11 protein-coding genes are annotated in these 19,158 nt (G+C 37.4%); all 11 read right to left on the bottom strand.

The window, feature by feature from the left end; all coding sequences use genetic code 11:
• Positions 1 to 81: 81 nt before the first annotated feature.
• Positions 82 to 1,689: a RagB/SusD family nutrient uptake outer membrane protein gene (locus tag BN1354_RS09630; protein WP_053826965.1), complete on the bottom strand. Its 1,608-nt coding sequence runs from the start codon at positions 1,687 to 1,689 to the stop codon at positions 82 to 84.
• 24 nt (positions 1,690 to 1,713) lie between these two features.
• Positions 1,714 to 4,959, bottom strand: coding sequence for a SusC/RagA family TonB-linked outer membrane protein (locus BN1354_RS09625; RefSeq protein ID WP_053827260.1), 3,246 nt, complete (start codon positions 4,957 to 4,959; stop codon positions 1,714 to 1,716).
• An 86-nt stretch (positions 4,960 to 5,045) separates the two neighbouring features.
• The gene (locus BN1354_RS09620; RefSeq protein WP_053826964.1) at positions 5,046 to 6,221 is read right to left on the bottom strand and encodes a n-acyl-d-glucosamine 2-epimerase; all 1,176 of its coding nucleotides are present in this window, start codon (positions 6,219 to 6,221) and stop codon (positions 5,046 to 5,048) included.
• 415 nt (positions 6,222 to 6,636) lie between these two features.
• Complete coding sequence (locus tag BN1354_RS09615) at positions 6,637 to 7,365, bottom strand: nucleotidyltransferase family protein (RefSeq protein WP_053826963.1); 729 nt, start codon at positions 7,363 to 7,365, stop codon at positions 6,637 to 6,639.
• A gap of 17 nt (positions 7,366 to 7,382) precedes the next feature.
• Positions 7,383 to 8,798: a RapZ C-terminal domain-containing protein gene (locus BN1354_RS09610; RefSeq protein WP_045090665.1), complete on the bottom strand. Its 1,416-nt coding sequence runs from the start codon at positions 8,796 to 8,798 to the stop codon at positions 7,383 to 7,385.
• 27 nt (positions 8,799 to 8,825) lie between these two features.
• Complete coding sequence (locus tag BN1354_RS09605) at positions 8,826 to 10,772, bottom strand: NAD(+) synthase (protein ID WP_231623100.1); 1,947 nt, start codon at positions 10,770 to 10,772, stop codon at positions 8,826 to 8,828.
• A complete protein-coding gene (locus tag BN1354_RS09600) occupies positions 10,769 to 12,643 on the bottom strand; it encodes a peptide deformylase (protein ID WP_231623099.1) in 1,875 nt (624 codons plus the stop codon). The genes BN1354_RS09605 and BN1354_RS09600 overlap by 4 nt, the downstream gene beginning before the upstream one ends.
• A 65-nt stretch (positions 12,644 to 12,708) precedes the next feature.
• The gene (locus BN1354_RS09595; RefSeq protein WP_053826961.1) at positions 12,709 to 13,458 is read right to left on the bottom strand and encodes an inorganic diphosphatase; all 750 of its coding nucleotides are present in this window, start codon (positions 13,456 to 13,458) and stop codon (positions 12,709 to 12,711) included.
• Positions 13,459 to 13,569: 111 nt separating this feature from the next.
• A complete protein-coding gene (locus tag BN1354_RS09590; RefSeq protein WP_082331570.1) occupies positions 13,570 to 14,442 on the bottom strand; it encodes a PKD domain-containing protein in 873 nt (290 codons plus the stop codon).
• Positions 14,443 to 14,474: 32 nt separating this feature from the next.
• Positions 14,475 to 16,139 (bottom strand): RagB/SusD family nutrient uptake outer membrane protein, encoded by a 1,665-nt coding sequence (locus BN1354_RS09585; protein WP_053826959.1) that lies wholly within the window; start codon positions 16,137 to 16,139, stop codon positions 14,475 to 14,477.
• Positions 16,140 to 16,157: 18 nt separating this feature from the next.
• A complete protein-coding gene (locus BN1354_RS09580; RefSeq protein WP_074010756.1) occupies positions 16,158 to 19,145 on the bottom strand; it encodes a SusC/RagA family TonB-linked outer membrane protein in 2,988 nt (995 codons plus the stop codon).
• Positions 19,146 to 19,158 lie beyond the last annotated feature (13 nt).

Here is a 19,158-nt window from a genome sequence, read left to right as displayed (position 1 = left end):
AGTCATCTAAAAACTATCCAAAGATAGCGATAAATGTAATAAAATATCGCCATCTTTGGATTAATAAAGAGAATGAAATGTTTAATAACCAGGAGTTTGCTCTAAGGCATCATCATTATCAAGCAATGCTCTATCAATAGGCCATAATACTTTATGAGCTTCTGTTGACTCATTCAAAATTGGCTCACCATTAAAACTTGCCTGTGGTGTAAACACTAGAGGTTTTCCTCCTTTGGTAAGAGTCATACGACGTATATCCCACCAACGTTGTCCTTCCTGAACAAATTCTTTATCTTTCTCTGCAAGGATTGCAAGCTCGTTTGCTGTAAAGTCACCTGCTTCATAAGCAAACTCTGGCGACCAGTTTTCACCATATGCACGTTCACGAACAATGTTTATATATTCTTCAACTTTTGCATTATCACCTTCCATATTGGCAATTTCAGCTAAAGTCAGATATACCCATGAGAGTCTGTAGAAAGGCATGTCTCCAATCCATATACGAATACCACTAGAATTTATCAGACCAATATTTTTTCGTACATGGGTTCCTCTGTAAGTAAGATTACCCTCATCGTCTTTATAATATGCTGCAAGGAATGTAGCATCACGTCTGCTATCTTCAACATCAAATATACGGAAGAGCTCTTCCTTGTATTCATATCTTTGCATTGATCCTGAACCGGCTACCTGTAGTGGGTCTACAAATAAAGATCCATCTTCCAGATAAGAACTATTGGTTGTCTGCCCTGTTCCTATATTATAGACATAGCTTCCAAATCCGTTTGATGCTTCATTTTCAGCAAAACGAATAGCAAAGATAATTTCACTGTTAGCTTTATTTCTTGCATCAAAAACATCTGCAAAATTAGGCTGAAGACTTAGTCCGTAATTGTTTACTACATTCAGGAGGTGCTGTTTAGCTACAGCCAGATCAGAAACATTAGCTGCATTATTACCGGTAGTAACTTTTGAATTCCATAAATATACCTCGCCTATAAGCGCCTCTGTGGCAGCTTTGTTCCAGTAAACCTTGCTTCCCATTCCATAAGGGTTGAAACTGTTTACATCTCCAAAATAGTCAAGTGATTTCTGCAGGTCACTCTTGATCTGTGCCATTACCTCTGCCGGAGTAGAACGTGGTAAATACAACTTTGTAGGATCTAACTCTCCATCAATAACTTCAACACCTAAACGTAAGGGTACACCACCATATATACGATATAGGTCGAAATAGTAGAATGCTCTTAAGCCATAAACTATACCAAGGAAGTAATTCTTTTTATCAGTTCCAATAAAATCAGCATCTGATACTCTGGCAATGAAAAGGTTCAGGTTAGTAATTCTGCCATACAAATCACCAAACTTTGTGACACCCGTATTGTTTGAGTCAAAGTTTTGACTTGCAATTGCTCCTCCTGACACTGAAGATCCGTCACCACTGGTACCAGTAATGTAATGTCCTCCTCTTAACTCACCAAATGTAATTGTATGTTGCCATGCAGCATCTCTAAGATGTTTGTGAATACCATCGATATAACCTTCAGCATGAGCTTCTGTTTTCCAATACGATTCACTTCCGTAATAGTCGATAGGACCAAGATCCAGTGCGTCGCTGCATGATGTGTTTGTAGCCCCAATAAGCAACATCAGCAAGCTTGATAATATAGTTATTTTTGAAATCTTCATAATATTGAATTCTTCTTTAATTGATTAAAATGTAACGTTAACACCAAAAAGTAAAGTTCTAGGTAATCCATAACCTGTGCCACTTGCAATTCCGGCTCCGTAAGAACGTTCAGGGTTTGCAACCGGAGCTGCTGTCAGATAACCAAGGTTCTGACCTGTAACTGAAACATTCATTGCCTGCATATAAAGCTTTTTAGCAATTGTTTGTGGTAGTGAGTATGAAAGAGATATTTCACGGAATGCCAAATAGTCTCCTTTATACGCAAATAAAGTAGATGTACGATTTAAATTACCAGTACCTAATTGGTCAGCCCATACATAGCGTGGGAATTTTGCATTTGGATTTTCTGGTGTCCAGGTATTAAATACATCAGTTGTTGTATTATAAGTACCCTGCATATTTCCAAGGAACCATGGAGTTGAGTTGTCATATGTCCAGAAATCTAATCCGAAGTCGAATCTTCCATATAAAGTGAAGTTTTTATACGTGAAGTTTGTATTAAAACCACCAGTCCAGCGTGGTGTAGTGTTTCCAATTTTTACCTGGTCAAAATTGTCAATTACTCCATCACCGTTAATATCTTTCCACTTAGCATCACCTGGCTCTATTAGTATCGCATTTGCCTTTTGGTTATCTGTTAGAGCATTATAGGCATCAGGTCCATACTGATATTTACCTTGAGCATTCCCTGTTTGTACAACAAGATTTCCTGGTATTTCATCTACACTTTTATAAAGCCCTTCAAATTTGTAACCAACTAATAGTCCTGGTTCCTGACCTTCCTGGTAACCACCAACGAAGACAGTTTCATCTCCATTTCCTGTATAAATCTGAACTCCACCCTGACGATTTTTTTCTAAACCGTTATCAGGTAATGATACAATAATGTTTCTATTGTATGTGATATTACCACTCATATTCCAGCTGAAGTCTTCTCTATTTATGATTCTTCCGGAAAGTTCTAATTCAACACCTTTGTTCTGGAACTCACCATTGTTATTTGTAATAGATGAGAAACCTGTGGTTGAAGGAAGTGCAAATGCTGCATATTTATCCATTGTTAAACGGTTATAATATGTCAGGTTTGCATTCAATTTATTCTCAAAGAAACTAACATCAACTCCAACTTCGAAAGTACGGGTTTTTTCCCATCTTAAGGCTGGGTTAGGAAGTGCTCCGATTAAGAAACCTGTACGGCCATTGTATGTTTGAGGATTATATGATCCTTGTAGTGTATATGCACCAATACCGCTTGCATTACCGTTAATACCATAACTTGTGCGGAGTTTACCAAAAGAAAGTGCTGGCAAGTTCTCTTTTACAAAATCTTCATTACCAAAGATCCATCCTGCAGAAAGTCCAGGGAAGAATCCCCAGCGGTTATCTCCTAATAACGATGAGTACCCATCCTGACGGAATACTGCTGAAAGTAGATATTTCCCTAAATAGTCGTAGTTAGCACGACCGAAATAAGATAAAATACGATATCTTGAGTGCCATGAGTCAATACCTCTCTTATTCTCACCACTGTCAGTTAATCCTAAATCCCAGAAATCATCTGTTGGTGCGTTACCACCTGATGCATTAAATCCTTTGGTATGTCTGTCAAAATACTCCATACCAAGAAGAACACTCACATCATGTTTACCAGCAAGTAGTTTATCATAGTTGATTGTCGCATTATAAGTTTGATTAATACTCCTGTCAAACTGTGCAGAAGAGTTTCTAGAACGATTCCAGTTACCTGGAGTTGTTTCGTAGTCTTTGTTAAATGACTCATAAAAGCCTTCGTCGTAATACCATTGTGCTGATGCTCTGGCTGTAAAGTCTTTTAAGAATTTTGCTTCGAATGACTGAATCATAGTAAATTTGTCAGTCTGGTTATCTCTCATAAATCTATGAGCTTGGTATGACTGGTTACCATCACCTGAGTTTGCTCCAAGCAACATATTTCCATCTTCATCTTCGAAACGTGCTGTTGGAGGAATAGATTGAATACGACCGAAGTAGTTTGCTTCACTTGTTTGAGTTGGAGGCATCGAATTCCAGTCTGCACGGTTGTAGTTGAAGTTTGATTTGCTTGTTAACCAATCAGTAACTTTGTAGCTACCATTTAAAACAAAGCTTAATCTTTCATAGAACGAAGTTATTGGTAAACCCTCTGAGTGGTTATAACCAACACCCGCATAGTATGTTCCTCTATCATTACCACCTGACATATTAATATTGTAATCTTGAGTAAATGAAGGATCAACAAAACTATATTTAGCAATATCAGTTTCTCTGTATATTAATGTATTCTGAGAGTTGATAGGATCGGGCATGGTTTTCCATCCTTTTTCAAGTAGGAATTTATTGTCATCATTCAGATTCATTAGATTCCATACCATTCTTTCATTATATACATTACCTGTACCAAGTGGGTTGGCAGCATTAAGTGAAGCTTTTGAAGCCCATGGTGTATTGTTGTATGCATTTCTCTGATATGTGATATAATCTTCAACACCTAAGAATGTATATGGGTTATTCACATAGTTTAAACCAAATTTAGCTGAGAAGTTTAATGCACGCTGACCGGCTTTTCCGTTCTTTGTTGTAACAAGAATAACTCCATTACTGGCTCTGGCTCCGTAAAGAGCAGTAGCACCTGCGTCTTTAAGAACCTCCATAGATTCAATATCTGCAGGGTTAATATCACTTAAGCTTGATCTTAACTGGCCATCAACCATAATCAGAGGAGAACCTGATCCGTCAAGGTTTGTACCTCCACGAAGTACAATTTGTGGAGTTGCACCCGGATTACCGGATGATTGAATAACTCTAAGACCAGAAACAGCACCTGAAAGTGCTTGAGCAGGGTTGGAGTACACACCCACTGTAAGTGTTTCTTCTGATACTTTGGCAATAGAGTTAGTTAATTTACTACGTAACTGAGTACCACCATAACCGGTTACAACTACTTCCTCAAGTAATTCACTGTCTTCTCTTAAAACAATGTTAATCGTATTTCGACCATTAACTGCAACAGTTTGAGATTGCATTCCTACGTATGATACAACAAGATTGCCATTTGATGGTACGTTGTCAATTGTGTAGTTTCCATCAATATCAGTGACTGTTCCATCGGCTGTGCCTTCAATTACAATGGTTACTCCGACTAGTGGTTCTTTGAACACGTTGTCAGTAACCGTTCCGCTCACTGTGATGTTTTGTGCAAAGAGTGAGGCTGAACTAAAAATCAGGAATAGACTTAACAGCCATCCTCTCAGTGCTTTTTCTGTTTTACGCATTTTCATTTTCATTTTCAATTAGTAACATGGATATTATTTGATAACTATATTAAATTATAAGTCTTTTATTGTTTGTTAATCTGTTCTAATGTCTTCCAGCATTGGAATAGGCCTCTGGGAACATGAAAACAACCTTTCCATTTTCCTCCTTTTAAATCAAGTAAAACTTTACCTTCTCTATTTAAGTATCCCCACCATTCTGGGTGTTCACTGTCTTTAAAGTGATTCCATGTATATTCGTGTAACTTTTCAAACCAGGCAATACACTCCTCAGAACCTGTAAGTTGATATCCTTTTAATAAAGCTATAAGCGCTTCAATGTGTACCCACCATAGTTTCTGGTCCCATTCCAGATGTTGAGGTGGAAATCCTTTACGGTCCATGAAATAAAAAATGCCACCGTACTTTTTATCCCATCCGTATTCCATTAAAGTTAATGTTGTTTTTACGGCCTTCTCAATTAAATCTTTCCTATTAAGTCTGACACCCAGGTCCATAATGAACCACATAGACTCAAGTCCATGTCCGGGATTAACTAGACGACCATCGAATGTATCTGATAATGTCCCGTCTGCGTTTAGGTTTTCCACTATAATTCCACCCAGCTCAGGACGAAGGAACACATCCATTACCTCGTGAATGCATTCTTCCATAGTTCGCTCTATCGTTTCTTTGTCAAGAAGATGCTCAATCTCAAGTGTAAGGTTGCTTAAAATCATAGGTAAGGAGAAGCTTTTCAGTTGGCGTGTTCCAGGATAAGCTTTATTCCATTTACCTTTTGGATTTTCTCTTTTGGAAAGTATCTTTTGAAATGTTTTTATTGCAATTTCAGAATACTCGTTGTTTTTAGTGGCAAGGCTTAACTGACCAAATGCCATACAGGCAAATGTGTATGAGAAAATATTATATGGCTCTATTAAAGGTTTTCCCTCTTTTGTGAGTGAAAAGTACCAATTATAATTACCATCGTGACCATATTTTTTCAAGAATTCAGCACCTTGTATAGCGCAATCGAGCCACTCTTGTTTTTTCTCCACTTTATTGTAAAGCATTGAGAAAAGCCAGACTTGCCTTCCTTGTAACCAGATGAATTTATCTGTATCAAATACATTACCTTCCCGATCAAGGCAGGTAAAGTAACCTCCAAATTCCTTATCCTGAGATTTAAATAACCAGAATGGTACTACGTTTTCTAAAAGTTCAGTTTTATAAAGTTTCTCTAAATTATTATAGTCTAACATTTTCTCACTGTTTTTTGATAAAAATCATTCTATTCATTGCCACTAATAGTTAAATATAAATTCAAATATAACCTACTAAATAAAAAAATTAACTATATGGCAAATTAACTACAAAAATATTTATAATGCAAAGTGTTGATTAAATACTTTATATACTTAACGATAATTAACTATATTATGTTAATAAGTCTGGTGGAGTTGATATAAATTCTTAAGTATTGAAATTGAAAGTAACCACTTATTTTAAAAATTATAAGTAGCTTCCAACAAGTAGAATATATGTTTTACTATCAGAGTATAGGGAATAACTGTGAAGTCAGGAGAGAAAAATATGTTAATTTCAGAGATAGATAAAAATGATCAATAGCAATTAATACCTTACTCACTATTAATAAAAATATTTAATAAATAGATGCTAAGAGAAAAATTTATTTGCTTGTTCCAGTGACTCCATTTTACCTACATCAATCATTTGACTATTTTCATTGGAGTAGTATACTATTTTCTCATCATTGCAGATGGATAGGTAAAAATCTATGATTGAAAACCTGTCCTCAAACTTATGCATTTGGTTAAATATTTCAGGATTAATTATGTGAATGCCTGAAAATGCCATCTGAATATATTGGTTAGAATTGAATTCGGGAATAGAGGATTTCACCTCACCGGTTTTAATATTAACCCACCCCTTCAGTTGTCTTTCCGAGTCAAAGCAGAGGTACCTGGATGTTTTTCTGCAACTGCATACAAGTGTTGCTACAGCATTATTGTTTAAATGGTAATTATAGAGTTGATTCAGATCTATATTTGAAAGGATATCTACATTATGTACCAGAAAGGGTTTATTATCGTTAAAAAAATGGGAAGCCTTTTTTATTCCTCCTCCTGTATCAAGAAGTGATGCACGTTCGTCAGAGAATTCAATTCTTATATCAAAATATTTATTGGATTTCACAAAATCGATAATCTGATCACCAAAGTGATGGATATTTATTATTATCTCATCAAATCCTGCCAGTTTGAGCTTCTCTATAGTATGCTGCAATAATGGTTTACCCCCAACAGGCACCAATGCCTTGGGAGTTGTATCTGTTATTGGTTTAAGACGAGTGCCGAGTCCGGCTGCAAATATCATTGCTTTCATGAGATTACTGACAATACCTATTTAAACTCATGCTCAATATTCTGTTCTCTATGTACAAGAGAAACCTTTACACCAAACTTCTTATGTATATGTTCAGCTACATGCTGTGCTGCATAAACGGAACGGTGCTGACCTCCCGTACAGCCGAAGGAGATCATCAGGTTTGTAAAATTTCTTTCCATATATCGCTTAACATGCATGTCGACTAATGGATAAATGTTTTCAAGAAAATCTACTATCTCGCCATCATCTTCCAAAAATTTAATGACAGATTCATCCAGTCCGGTAACATTGCTATACCTTTCAAATTTCCCGGGATTGTTTATAGCACGGCAATCAAAAACGTAGCCTCCTCCATTACCTGAAACATCGTTTGGTATTCCTTTCTTATAGGCGAAACTGTAAACCTTTACCTCCAATTCTCGTTTACGTGTGTCTGCAAATTGTTGCAGATCAACCATCTCCCGCAGTAGTGTGTCAAGATATGGATATTCACTGAATCCCTCTCGAAGTAGTTCACGTAAGTTGTTAAGAGCAAAAGGGACACTCTGAATAAAATGAGGTTTCTTTTCAAAATATCCGCGGAAACCATATGCACCCAATACCTGAAGTGTTCTGAAAAGTACAAACTGACGTAAACGATATTTAAATTCACTCTCATCAACTTGTTTATATTTGCCGAGTGACGTAATATATGTTTTAATTAGCTCTTCTCTTAGATCAGAAGAGAAATTTGCTTTAGCTTGCCAGAGAAAAGATGCAACGTCATAGTGGATCGGACCTTTTCTCCCTCCTTGAAAATCAATAAAGTATGGAGAGCTGTCAACAAGCATGACATTACGTGACTGAAAATCGCGATACATGAAAGTATCTGACTTATCCTCTAAAAGTGTTGAGGCAAGTTTTTCAAAATCATTTTCCAGAAGGTCTTCTCTGAAATCCATACCTGTGGTCTTCAAAAAACTGTATTTGAAGTAGTTCAAATCCCACATTACTGATCGAAGATTAAACTCAGAAAGAGGATAGCATATACTGAAATCAAGTTCTTGTGCCCCCTTAATCTGGAAATCAGCTAATGAATATATGGTTTTATGAAGAAGCTCTTTCTCCTGGTGACTAAAAACACCGGTTAACCTGCCTCCTTTTATGGTATCAAAAAGTATTGTGTCTCCTAAATCCTGTTGAATATAAAACATCTCATCGTCAGATACAGCTAATACTTCAGGTACATTCAAACCTCTGCCCAAGAAATGTCTGGCTAAACAGATGAATGCGCGATTTTCATCTACTGACTCACCATGTACACCAATTAATGAAATATTATTACTTTGAAGTCTGTAATATTTACGGTTTGAGCCAGAAGTAGGCAAAACTTCTATAGAGGGATTTTTTTTACCTGTAAAATCAGAAAACAGTCCTATTAGTTGTTTCATGAAGACTAAATTTTTTATTCATTTATTCTACTCTATCTCATCTGTCCATATTTTTAAAACCGCATCACTAGGCATTCTCCATGAACCTCGAGGAGAAAGATTTACAGTTCCCACTTTTGGACCATCAGGCATACATGATCGCTTGAACTGCTGTTCAAAGAATCTTTTGTAGAATACCCTTAGCCATTTTTGTATCTCATCACTAGAGTATTTTTCTTTAAAAGCCAGAGTTGCCATAAATAATATGCGTTTTGGTCTATCTCCAAATCGTATCATACGATGAAGGAAAAAGTCGTGCAGCTCATAAGGACCCACAAAATGTTCTGTTTTTTGAGCGATCTTCCCTTCATTATCAGCCGGAAGCAGTTCAGGACTGAATGGAGTGTCAAGGATATCATGTAAGATTTTGCTGGTAGCATTATCAAGCTGAGTGTCGGCAATCCAACGTACAAGCGAAGAAACTAAAGTCTTAGGAACTCCACTGTTTACTCCATACATCGACATATGATCTCCGTTATAGGTAGCCCATCCTAATGCAAGTTCTGACATATTTCCTGTACCTACAACCAGTCCTCCAACTTTATTGGCAAAATCCATAAGAATCTGAGTGCGCTCTCTTGCCTGGCTATTTTCGTATGTAACATCATGTATTGCAGGATCATGACCAATGCTATCAAAATGATGCATAACCGCATCTGTTATTGATATCTCTTTTACTGTAATACCTGCAGATTTCATAAGTGAAACTGCATTTGAGTAGGTTCTGTCTGTTGTTCCAAATCCGGGCATTGTTATTCCAAATATATTCTCACGAGGATAACCGAGTAAGTCAAATGTTTTAACAACCACCAAGAGCGCCAGAGTAGAATCAAGTCCACCCGATATCCCAATTACAGCTTTATCAACTCCAGTATGCAGTAATCTCTTTGCAAGTCCATGTGTTTGTATATTGAAAAGATCTGTAAAACTGTCATTCTCCTCTCCCTTAGAAGGTATAAATGGGTATGGATTAAAGCTTCGGTACATTTTCTCAGGGGATATAGGTACAATCGGACACTCAATCTCAGTTAAATAACCTGATGCATTATAAATAATATTTGTGTCAACCAGCTTATCGTGACGCAGTGAAGTGATGTCAATATCTGCGATAATTACTTCACTATCCAGTGAAAACCTTTTTGACTCAGTAAGCAGTCTTCCATTCTCACTAATGATACAGGCTCCGGAAAACACCAAATCGGTTGATGATTCACCTACACCGGCAGAAGCATAAACATATGCCGAACTGCATCTTGCTGACTGTTGCAAAACAAGTGATTTTCGATACTTGTATTTTCCTACCAGCTCATTGCTTGCGGAAAGGTTGAATATAATATCTGCATCCTGCATTATTGGCTCTGAAGAGGGAGGCAGAGGAGTCCATAAGTCTTCACAAATCTCAATTCCGAAATTTCCGTAAGGGCTTGTGAAGACCATTCCTTCAGAAGTGATGGGAACAACTTCGTTATTTATATCTACATTGAATTCACCAATTCCGGTACCGGTGGCAAACCATCTCTTTTCCTGAAACTCGTCGCTGTTAGGGAGAAACTTTTTTGGAACCAGCCCAATTATTCCTTCGTTTGACAAAACAGCTGCTACATTGAAAAGACTATTTTTAATCTTTAGTGGTAACCCAACTATTACAATGATATCCCTCTTTTCTTTAACAAAATCAGATAAATCTATCAACGATGTTAAAGCCTTTTGCTGAAGTGCTTCCTGAAAAAAAAGATCACCACAGCTATAAGAAGTTATGCTGAGTTCAGGAAAACAGATTATCTGTACATCCTCTTTAAGTGCTTTTTCTATAACCGACTTAATTTCGTTTGTATTAAAGTCGCAGTCTGCCACTTTTAATTTTGGTGCAGAAGCTGCAACCCGAAGAAATCCAAGATCATTAATATTCATTTCTGTAGCCTTATTTGTTGTCATTCTTTCTTTTGTGATATAATCTCCAGCTTATAATCCCATTTGTTAAAATACAGATTCTCTTTTTCGGTTTCAACTTCACCTCTTTGGAAATCTACAGTTTCGCTCCTTGGAAACTGTTTTGCAGGATAAAATTTACCGGAGAAATCGTTGTTGATATACAGTCTGTATGAGTCAATACCTGACATGAAGAATTTTCTTCCAATCCTGTTATTAAGTGGTTCTCCGCGACCAAACGATACATCTACCGGAATCCACCCTACACCTTCAAAATAGACTTCAGCCCAGTCATGAAGATTAACTTCTCCAGGGTGAGTCATCCATCCGCTTTGCCAGCGTGCAGGGATACCTTTGTATCGCAACATGCTTATTAAAAGTAGTGCTACCTGACCACAATCACCTTTATTATATTGAAGCACATATTCCGGTATATTTGGTATAGTTGAATATTCCAATGCACTGGCCCAAGGGAAATTTGAAGTTATATAACTATATATAGATTGTAAATTCTCTATTTCTGATTTATCATTCCTTGTTATGCTGTCGGTCAGACTTCTGATGTTTTCTGAAAAAACAATATGGGGAGGTTTCTGAGAGGTATATTTTCTATAAAGTTCAGAATCTTTATTATATGGTTTAGGAGTTATTTGTGATAAATCAAACCATTCACCCTGTGATGTGAAAGAAAACTCCACAGAAAAAGTAATCGGTTCTCCTTTCTTAGCTACTTGTTCCATATAAATTGAAGTGTGTTCGGTCTGATCTTCAGATAATATATAATTGTCTTGAGACGCATTGATAAAAGAGACATTAGTCTGACGATCAATATCCATTCTTGGATATGGCAACCATGCCTTTACTGTCTCTCCAACATTAACTTTACTTTCAAGTACTGTGATAGTGTATTTCACATGAGTGGATACTTCCGGCAGAACATACTTGCCTTTTATATCAGTTTCAGAAATTTCATTCAGATGAGTGTCTAAAATGTTTTTTGCACCTGCCTCCGCACTCTTTATGATGGATGAATTTATAAACTGACGAGCATCAGCATTCACTCTGAAAATATTTGGAGCTGCGTTTCGGAAATATCTTTTCTCCCCTTCAATAATTCTGAATTCAAGAATCCCTGACTCCTCCCATTCATCAAGTTGTTTCTCGGTTGGAGTAAAATTGTGATTACTCTGAATCCATTTTACTATGTCATCTCTGCTTTTGTTGAAGTCGAGGGCGACTCTTCTGTCAAGTTCATCTGAATTAATTAGTGGCTGGCAGAGTCTGTCAATAAATAAAATGCCATTTAAATGATCATACTCATGCTGGAAAATAACAGAGGTGAAGTCACCCATTCTGCTATATCCTTCAAGACGTTCATTTATCAAATTGCCGGAATCATCATAATATTCAACATCAATCCATGGAAATCTAATAGAATTCCCTCTTAATTCAGGTATTGAAAGACAGCCATCGCGCTCAAAACAGACTGTTTCAATCGGGTGACTTACTATTTTAGGATTTAAAGCTGTCTCTACTAATTGCTCAGGATGATTCATTCTCATAAATAGGAATATGTTCTTTAGAACGCCAACCTGAGGAGCAGCAATTCCTACACCACCCGAAGCATATAAAGTATTTTTTAGTCTTTTAAGAAAATACCGCAAATCTTCATTTCCTGCAATTGAGTCAGCATCGATATCTGCAGATTCCATTCTCAGAATTAATGAATCAACCTTATCTGTAGTTTGCAAAACCCTAAAAGGAGAGTCTTCATCTCCATTATATATTATTTCCAGTTCTCTTTCCGTGAAAGATTGAGAAAAGATCAATGTAAATTGAAAAGAAAACAATATAGAAGCTAGAGTTTTGAATTTCATAACCATACTGCTGATTACTATTGTTGTAACAAAGATATCAAAAAATGCTTATTAAATATTGTCTGTTATATTCTGATTGTATCAGTCAGATGAATTATTTCAGGGAGATTATCGAGAAGTTCAGTCATAGAATGAAACAGAAGTGAGGCACCTGCATCCATAAGCATTTCATCACTTAGCAACCCTGTATTCACAGCAATGGTAAAAATACCAGCAGCCGCAGCAGATTCAATACCAAGTGGAGCATTTTCAATGACCAATGCCTGGTTAGGAGTTAACTTTCCACCCTTCTCTAACCCCATAAGATATGGTTCAGGATCAGGCTTACCATTCACTACATCAAAAGCGGTAACCATTGTTTCCGGGGAAAATGTGTCAGGAAAATGAGAGTCGATCCTGTCCAGTAGTGATGGCTGTCCGGAACCTGTAACCAGTACAGTTTTCATTTCATTATCTTTGACAAATTTGAGAACTTCTTTTGATCCTTTTATAATTGCATTATCATTAATCTGTTGAAACAGTTCTGTTTTGCGTGCATATATTTTATCTTTCTCCTCTCTGGTTGCGCTTCTTTTAAATTCTCTTTCAGTTATGATGTTTATAGTAGATTTGCCAACACGACCTTCATGAAAATAAAACTCTATGGGTTCGGTTGACTTATATCCAAACTCCTCCATTGTCATTTGCCATGACTTTGCATGTGCAGGCATGGAGTCGTAAAGAATACCATCCATATCAAATAGAACTGCCTTTAAATCAAAATTTGTGTAGTTATGTTTTCTGAGATAACTCTCAAACTGCTTACGTATGTTCATAAAAAATAGAAGTATAATATTAATTGCAAAGTTACAATTAATATTATACTTCTAAAGTCTGGTTATTATTGCTGAGCGACGGTTACTTATCAGCGCTCAGTCATAAGACTCTTATTGTAGTTTCAAAGTCATTAATGGAGCCGGGTCACCAGTTGCTGTATTTGGAAGTACACCATTATCAGACCAGTTTTCATCAGATGAGAAAATACCGATACCAATTTCTGGAGCAAGTGTTGCAGGAATCATTTCTTTAATGATATACATCTCAATTGCTACAATATCACCGTTAATGGTTTTTGGAGAGGACATCTTGATAATACCGCTTCCGGGACCTAAAACTTCAGTCCATGCCCAGTCGTCCTGAGCTGCATCTGCCGGGAAGTTGAATACTGTTACATCCTCCAGATTGGCAGAGATGAAACCTTCCAGTAGAAATTCAGCACCACAAGGATCCCACAACCAAGTATTTCCTCCTGTTGAAGAATTATTGTCTGCATTGATAAAGATATCAATTGGGAATACTTTTGACTCTTCAAGTACCAGGTAAATATAGATATAGTTATCGTCAGAAGTTGCTTTCATCTCTTTAAGGGCTGACTCTTCATCCAAAGTAGTTACTGATGCAAGTGCTTCTGCAGGAACATTATCCCAGTCATCGAAATTACCATCAATCTGGATTAATGCAGGTTTCTGTATTTTAAGCATCTCCTTGATGGTTTTAGATCCACCCTCACCTGTAGCAGTAAATGTGATAATATAGTTTCCCGATTCTGCATATACATGCAGCGGATTCTCCTCTGTTGATGTATTGCCATCGCCAAAATCCCACATGTAGGTGGTTGCGTCAGTCGAATAGTTAGTAAACTGCACTGTTATACCATCTATCTGATAATCAAATAAAGCCATTGGCATTTCTGCTTTTTCGCATGATAGTAAAATAAATGCTAAAATGCCTATTAGTGAAAATCTTATGCAATTTTTCATTGTTTTATATATTTAATTGTTATTACTCTTAATTAGTTTACAGAAGTTTCGTCGAAAGGTATAGGATATTGAATCTTAGGATTATCCGGACTAATTACTTCCCATGGCTGTACGCCTGCAAATCTGCGATCCATCTCTTTATTATTGCGATATACATCAAACATGCGGTGCCCTTCAAACGCTAGTTCGAGACGTCTTTCATCCAGAACCACATCCAGCACTGAACTGTATCCTCTTTCTGCTAAATTGGATGTTGTGAACAGAGCATCACCTGATAATCCGGCACGCTGACGGATAACATTTACATCGGCCAGAGCTTCTGCGCTCCTGTTTAGCTTTGCATAGGCTTCAGCTCTGTTGAGAATAACTTCAGCCCATCTGATCATTACAGGTGAACTTAACATCGGATCTCCATCCTGATAAGAGAACTTGCTGATGTAATAGAGTGGGAAACTATTCCTATTCTGCATTCTACGAGTTAATCTAACTTTATGCTTAGTTCCATTCCAAATGATATAGTTTTGCGGATAACCGTTTACAATTTCTGTTTCCACCGTAATGTTCTGTGAGCCTTCGGTGAAAAAGTATTTGTTTGTAGAAACATTGAGTTCAACATCACGCAGTTCATTTGAACGGAAGTCTTCTGTACCTTCACTTGCCACAGGCCAGCTGATCATCATAGATGATGAATTAGGATCATATTTAGGGATTACAAAAGAGCGATATCTGATATCTTCTGGATATCTTTCATAAAGGTCATTCAACGGGTCTGAAGAAAATACTTCACCCCAACCCATACCATCATTCAGATACATAGAGGCGATTGATGATTGACCTTGTGATTCCAGAGAGGTGTGAGCAATTGCCCATAATGTCTCTCTAGAGGTTAAAGCATTCGCGAAATAACCCGGGAATGTTGCAGAAGATTCCAGTTTTGACTCAGGAGTAGCTCCGGCTAGCATTTCATCTACAAGGTCTATAACCTCCTGATTCATTCCCATATAAAGGTAAACTCTGGATAGCAGACCCTGTGCGGCAGCTTTTGATGCAAATCCAGCATTACCTCTGCGGGAACCAATACTCATAAGTCTGATTGCCTCCTTAAGGTCAGCTACAATCTGATCATAAACTTCACCAACAGTAGCGAAGTCAGAGTTGGATGTATCTGTACTTGTACGTAAAATAATTCCCTTGTTTTCTCTGCCCTGCGAGTATGGCTTTGCGTATAGAGTTACAAGGTGCAAGTGAGTAATAGCCCTCAAGAAATAGTTTTCTCCCTTAATATGGTCTGATTCTACTGAGGCCCCATCCTGTACATTTCCGATTACTGAATTTGTACCCAGAAGAATTCTATAACCAAGCCACCATAATGTTGAAACATTTTTCAATGTATTGGTAGTCCTGTAAACCGCTGCCTCATATAGAGGGTCGGTTGTACGTCCTGACAATGTAACATTATCACCCGGATATTCCGTCATCATCATATAGTGTCTGATATAGGTGTTGCCACTGGAATACAGCCCTTTATACTCATATTCATCCTTGAACATTGAATAGTTGCCTTCAGTAATATAAATTGCGCCTCCCGGGTCTGCCGACAGCTGATCCGGAGTCAGTGCATCAGAAGGAAAATAGTCCAGATCGCATGAGGTAACTAAGAACAGAAGTGAAATTGTATATAATAATATCTTTTTCATAATTTCCTTTTTTTAAAATTAAAAGCTTATTTCCACACCAAATAATATCTGTCGACTAATAGGATAGTTATCAGCATAAAGACCAGCAAGTGAATATTCTGTTGATTTTAAACTTACTTCAGGATCCATTCCGGAAAAGTTTGTAAAAGTTAACAGGTTGTCACCTGAGATATAAAGTCTGCAGTTCGACATTGATACTTTCTGCAACTTACTTTGTGGTATATTGTAACTTAAAGTCACATTCTTAATCCTGAAAAAGCTTCCATCTTCAAGGAATCTTGAGGATATATTATTTGATCCTTTGTTACCGTTCATAACTGCTTTAGGGTGGGTTGCAATATCTCCGGGTTCTCTCCATCTGTTCCATCCCAGCTTGCTGTTCTCAATAGACATCTGATTATAGCCCAGGTATGCACCATCACCATCAGAAGACATACGGTTATAATTGTATATTTTATTACCGTATACATAATTGGTATTTACATTGAGGCTAAATCTCTTATAAGTGAAATTGTTAATAAAACCACCACTGAATTTTGGAGTAGCTTTTCCCATAACTTGTGGTGCAGCCTGTGTGTAATCGTTTGTAGTTGTTCGCTCTGTTATATCTCCATTTTCATTTCTGGTGATTTTTTCCCATAAAGGATCTCCATTTTCCGGATCAACACCAACCCATTTTGGCATATACCAGCTGAATATATCCTGACCGGGCTTAACCTCCTGATAAATCATATTTCTTGTAAGCAGGAATGGCTCATTATTGGGAGTTTCAGTAACTCTGTTTTTATTGAATCCTATATTGAACATGGTATTCCATGTGAAGTCAGGTGTAATGATATTTCTAGTATTTAATTGTACCTCAACCCCTTGATTACGTACGCTTCCAATATTTTCCATTCCTTCGAAGAATCCTGTGGAAGGCTTCTTGGGCACAGCAAGCAGAAGATCTTTATTGTCTATATTATAAAGGTCAAAGTTTAATTCGATTCGATTGCCAAAATTAATATCAACCCCTAAACCTGACATATAAGCTGTTTCCCAACCCAGATAAGGATTGCCCGAGCGCTCAGGAGTTGCACCTACTAAATCCTGATATGTACTGTTCAGAGAGAAAGTAGAGAGATAGCGGAATGACCCTATATTAGAGTTACCTGTAACACCATAGCTCGCACGAAGTTTTAGGAAGCTAATAAGATCACTGTCCTTTAAAAACTCTTCATTACTTAATAGCCATGATCCTGAAACTGAGGGGAAATAGCCAATTCTTCTTTCAGGACCAAAAGTAGAGCTGGCATCTATACGGTATGATGCAGTAGCAAAATAGCGGTTGTCGTAGCTATATTGTCCTTGTGCAAATGTAGACCAACCTGCACCCGGTATTCTGTATCCGCCCACTGCATAAACAGCTGCAGCATTCAAGGCATCCATGCCGTTTGGCATACCAATACCTGAAGCAGAAGTGAACTCATTTTCATAGCTGCTATATTCCCATCCAATCAAACCGTTTAAAGAGTGGTCACCAAATTCTGTATTTGCTTTTAGAAGATTTGTAGTACTAAAAGATCTGTCATGACCTACATCATTTTGTAGATAACCCTTAGCAAATTGGGGACTATATGATCTTGGATCAATAAATTGTGCATATTTATATGTGCCTTGTGAAAATCTGTTAGTAGTAGTAAATACAAGCCAAGGTAGTATTGTCCAGTTGAACTGAACATCAGCAACAACTCCGAATGATTTTGATTTACTATAGTTATACTGTTCATTATGGAGTGAGTTCCATTTATCTTGAGAATACCAGGTCTTGCCATTATCAGGGCGAGCAGAGCTTGTTATTTTCACTATTTCACCATTTTCATCATATGGAATATCCCAAGGCATCTTTGTATACGCATCATTTAAGGTTGTCCAGCTTGATGTTCCCTGGTCCTTCGAGTTTGTATAAGAAAGCCTTACATTCAAATCAAGATTGGAATACAATTTGGCATTCAAATTCAAGCGTGCAGAAATCCTATCGTAATTTGTGTTGATAAGTGTTCCATCTTCATTGTAATAGTCAACACTGGCAAAATAGCCTAACCTGTCTGTACTTCCTGAGATAGATGTGTAATAGTTTTGCTGCAAAGCTGTAGAGAAAAATGCATCCTGCCAGTTGTAATCCAGGCCGATAAGATAAAATGGACGCATTTGTTTGAATAGTGAAGGACTGATCATCTCCTTATGCATTAGGAAAAGTTCTCTTGAGTCCATCATTTTATAATTGCCGAACAATGGGCTTTTTTGACCTACTCTGGCTTTGAAGTCTATTTTTGTAGGTTGATTTCTGGATGCTGATTTTGTAGTCACAACGATTACACCACCTGCTGCAGCAGAACCATATAAAGCTGTTGCTCCTGCATCTTTCAATACTGTTATGGTTTCAACATCATTTGGATTGAAGGTTCCATATGGCACTCCATCAACAACGTAAAGAGGGTCAGCATCTGCAGTTATGGATCCTGTGCCTCTGATTCGTATTTCAGCATCTGCTCCCGGCTGTCCTGTAGAGTTGAATACCACAACACCGGCAACTTTACCTTGAAGTAGATTCCCAACGTCAGAAGAGCTGACATCTGTGAGCTGGTCGGCTGATAAGGTTACTACAGAGCTGGAAAGTTCTGCTTTCTTCTGACTTGAATAACCCATCACAATAACCTCCTCCATCATATATGTATCCGGATTTAAGGTAACATTTATTGTACCTTGTCCGCTTACAGTATATTCCTGAGGAACAAAACCTACGAATGTAAAAACAAGCACATTTCCAGTTGCTGTTTCGATCGTATAATTACCATCTATATCAGTAACTGTACCATTCGTAGTACCTTTGACCAAAACGCTTACTCCCGGCAGTGGCTGCTGGTCCTCAGCCGATACTACCGTTCCTCTTATAGTAACCTGTGCATGGATACTAATAGAAAAGAGGAGAAAAAACATGCATATTAACTTTAGTTTGCTTTGCATAATGTTAATTTTA

Source organism: Lascolabacillus massiliensis, from assembly GCF_001282625.1.
GTDB lineage: Bacteria > Bacteroidota > Bacteroidia > Bacteroidales > Dysgonomonadaceae > Proteiniphilum > Proteiniphilum massiliensis.
Note: the sequence above shows the minus strand (reverse complement) of the source record. Positions and strands in the feature narration are given on the sequence as shown.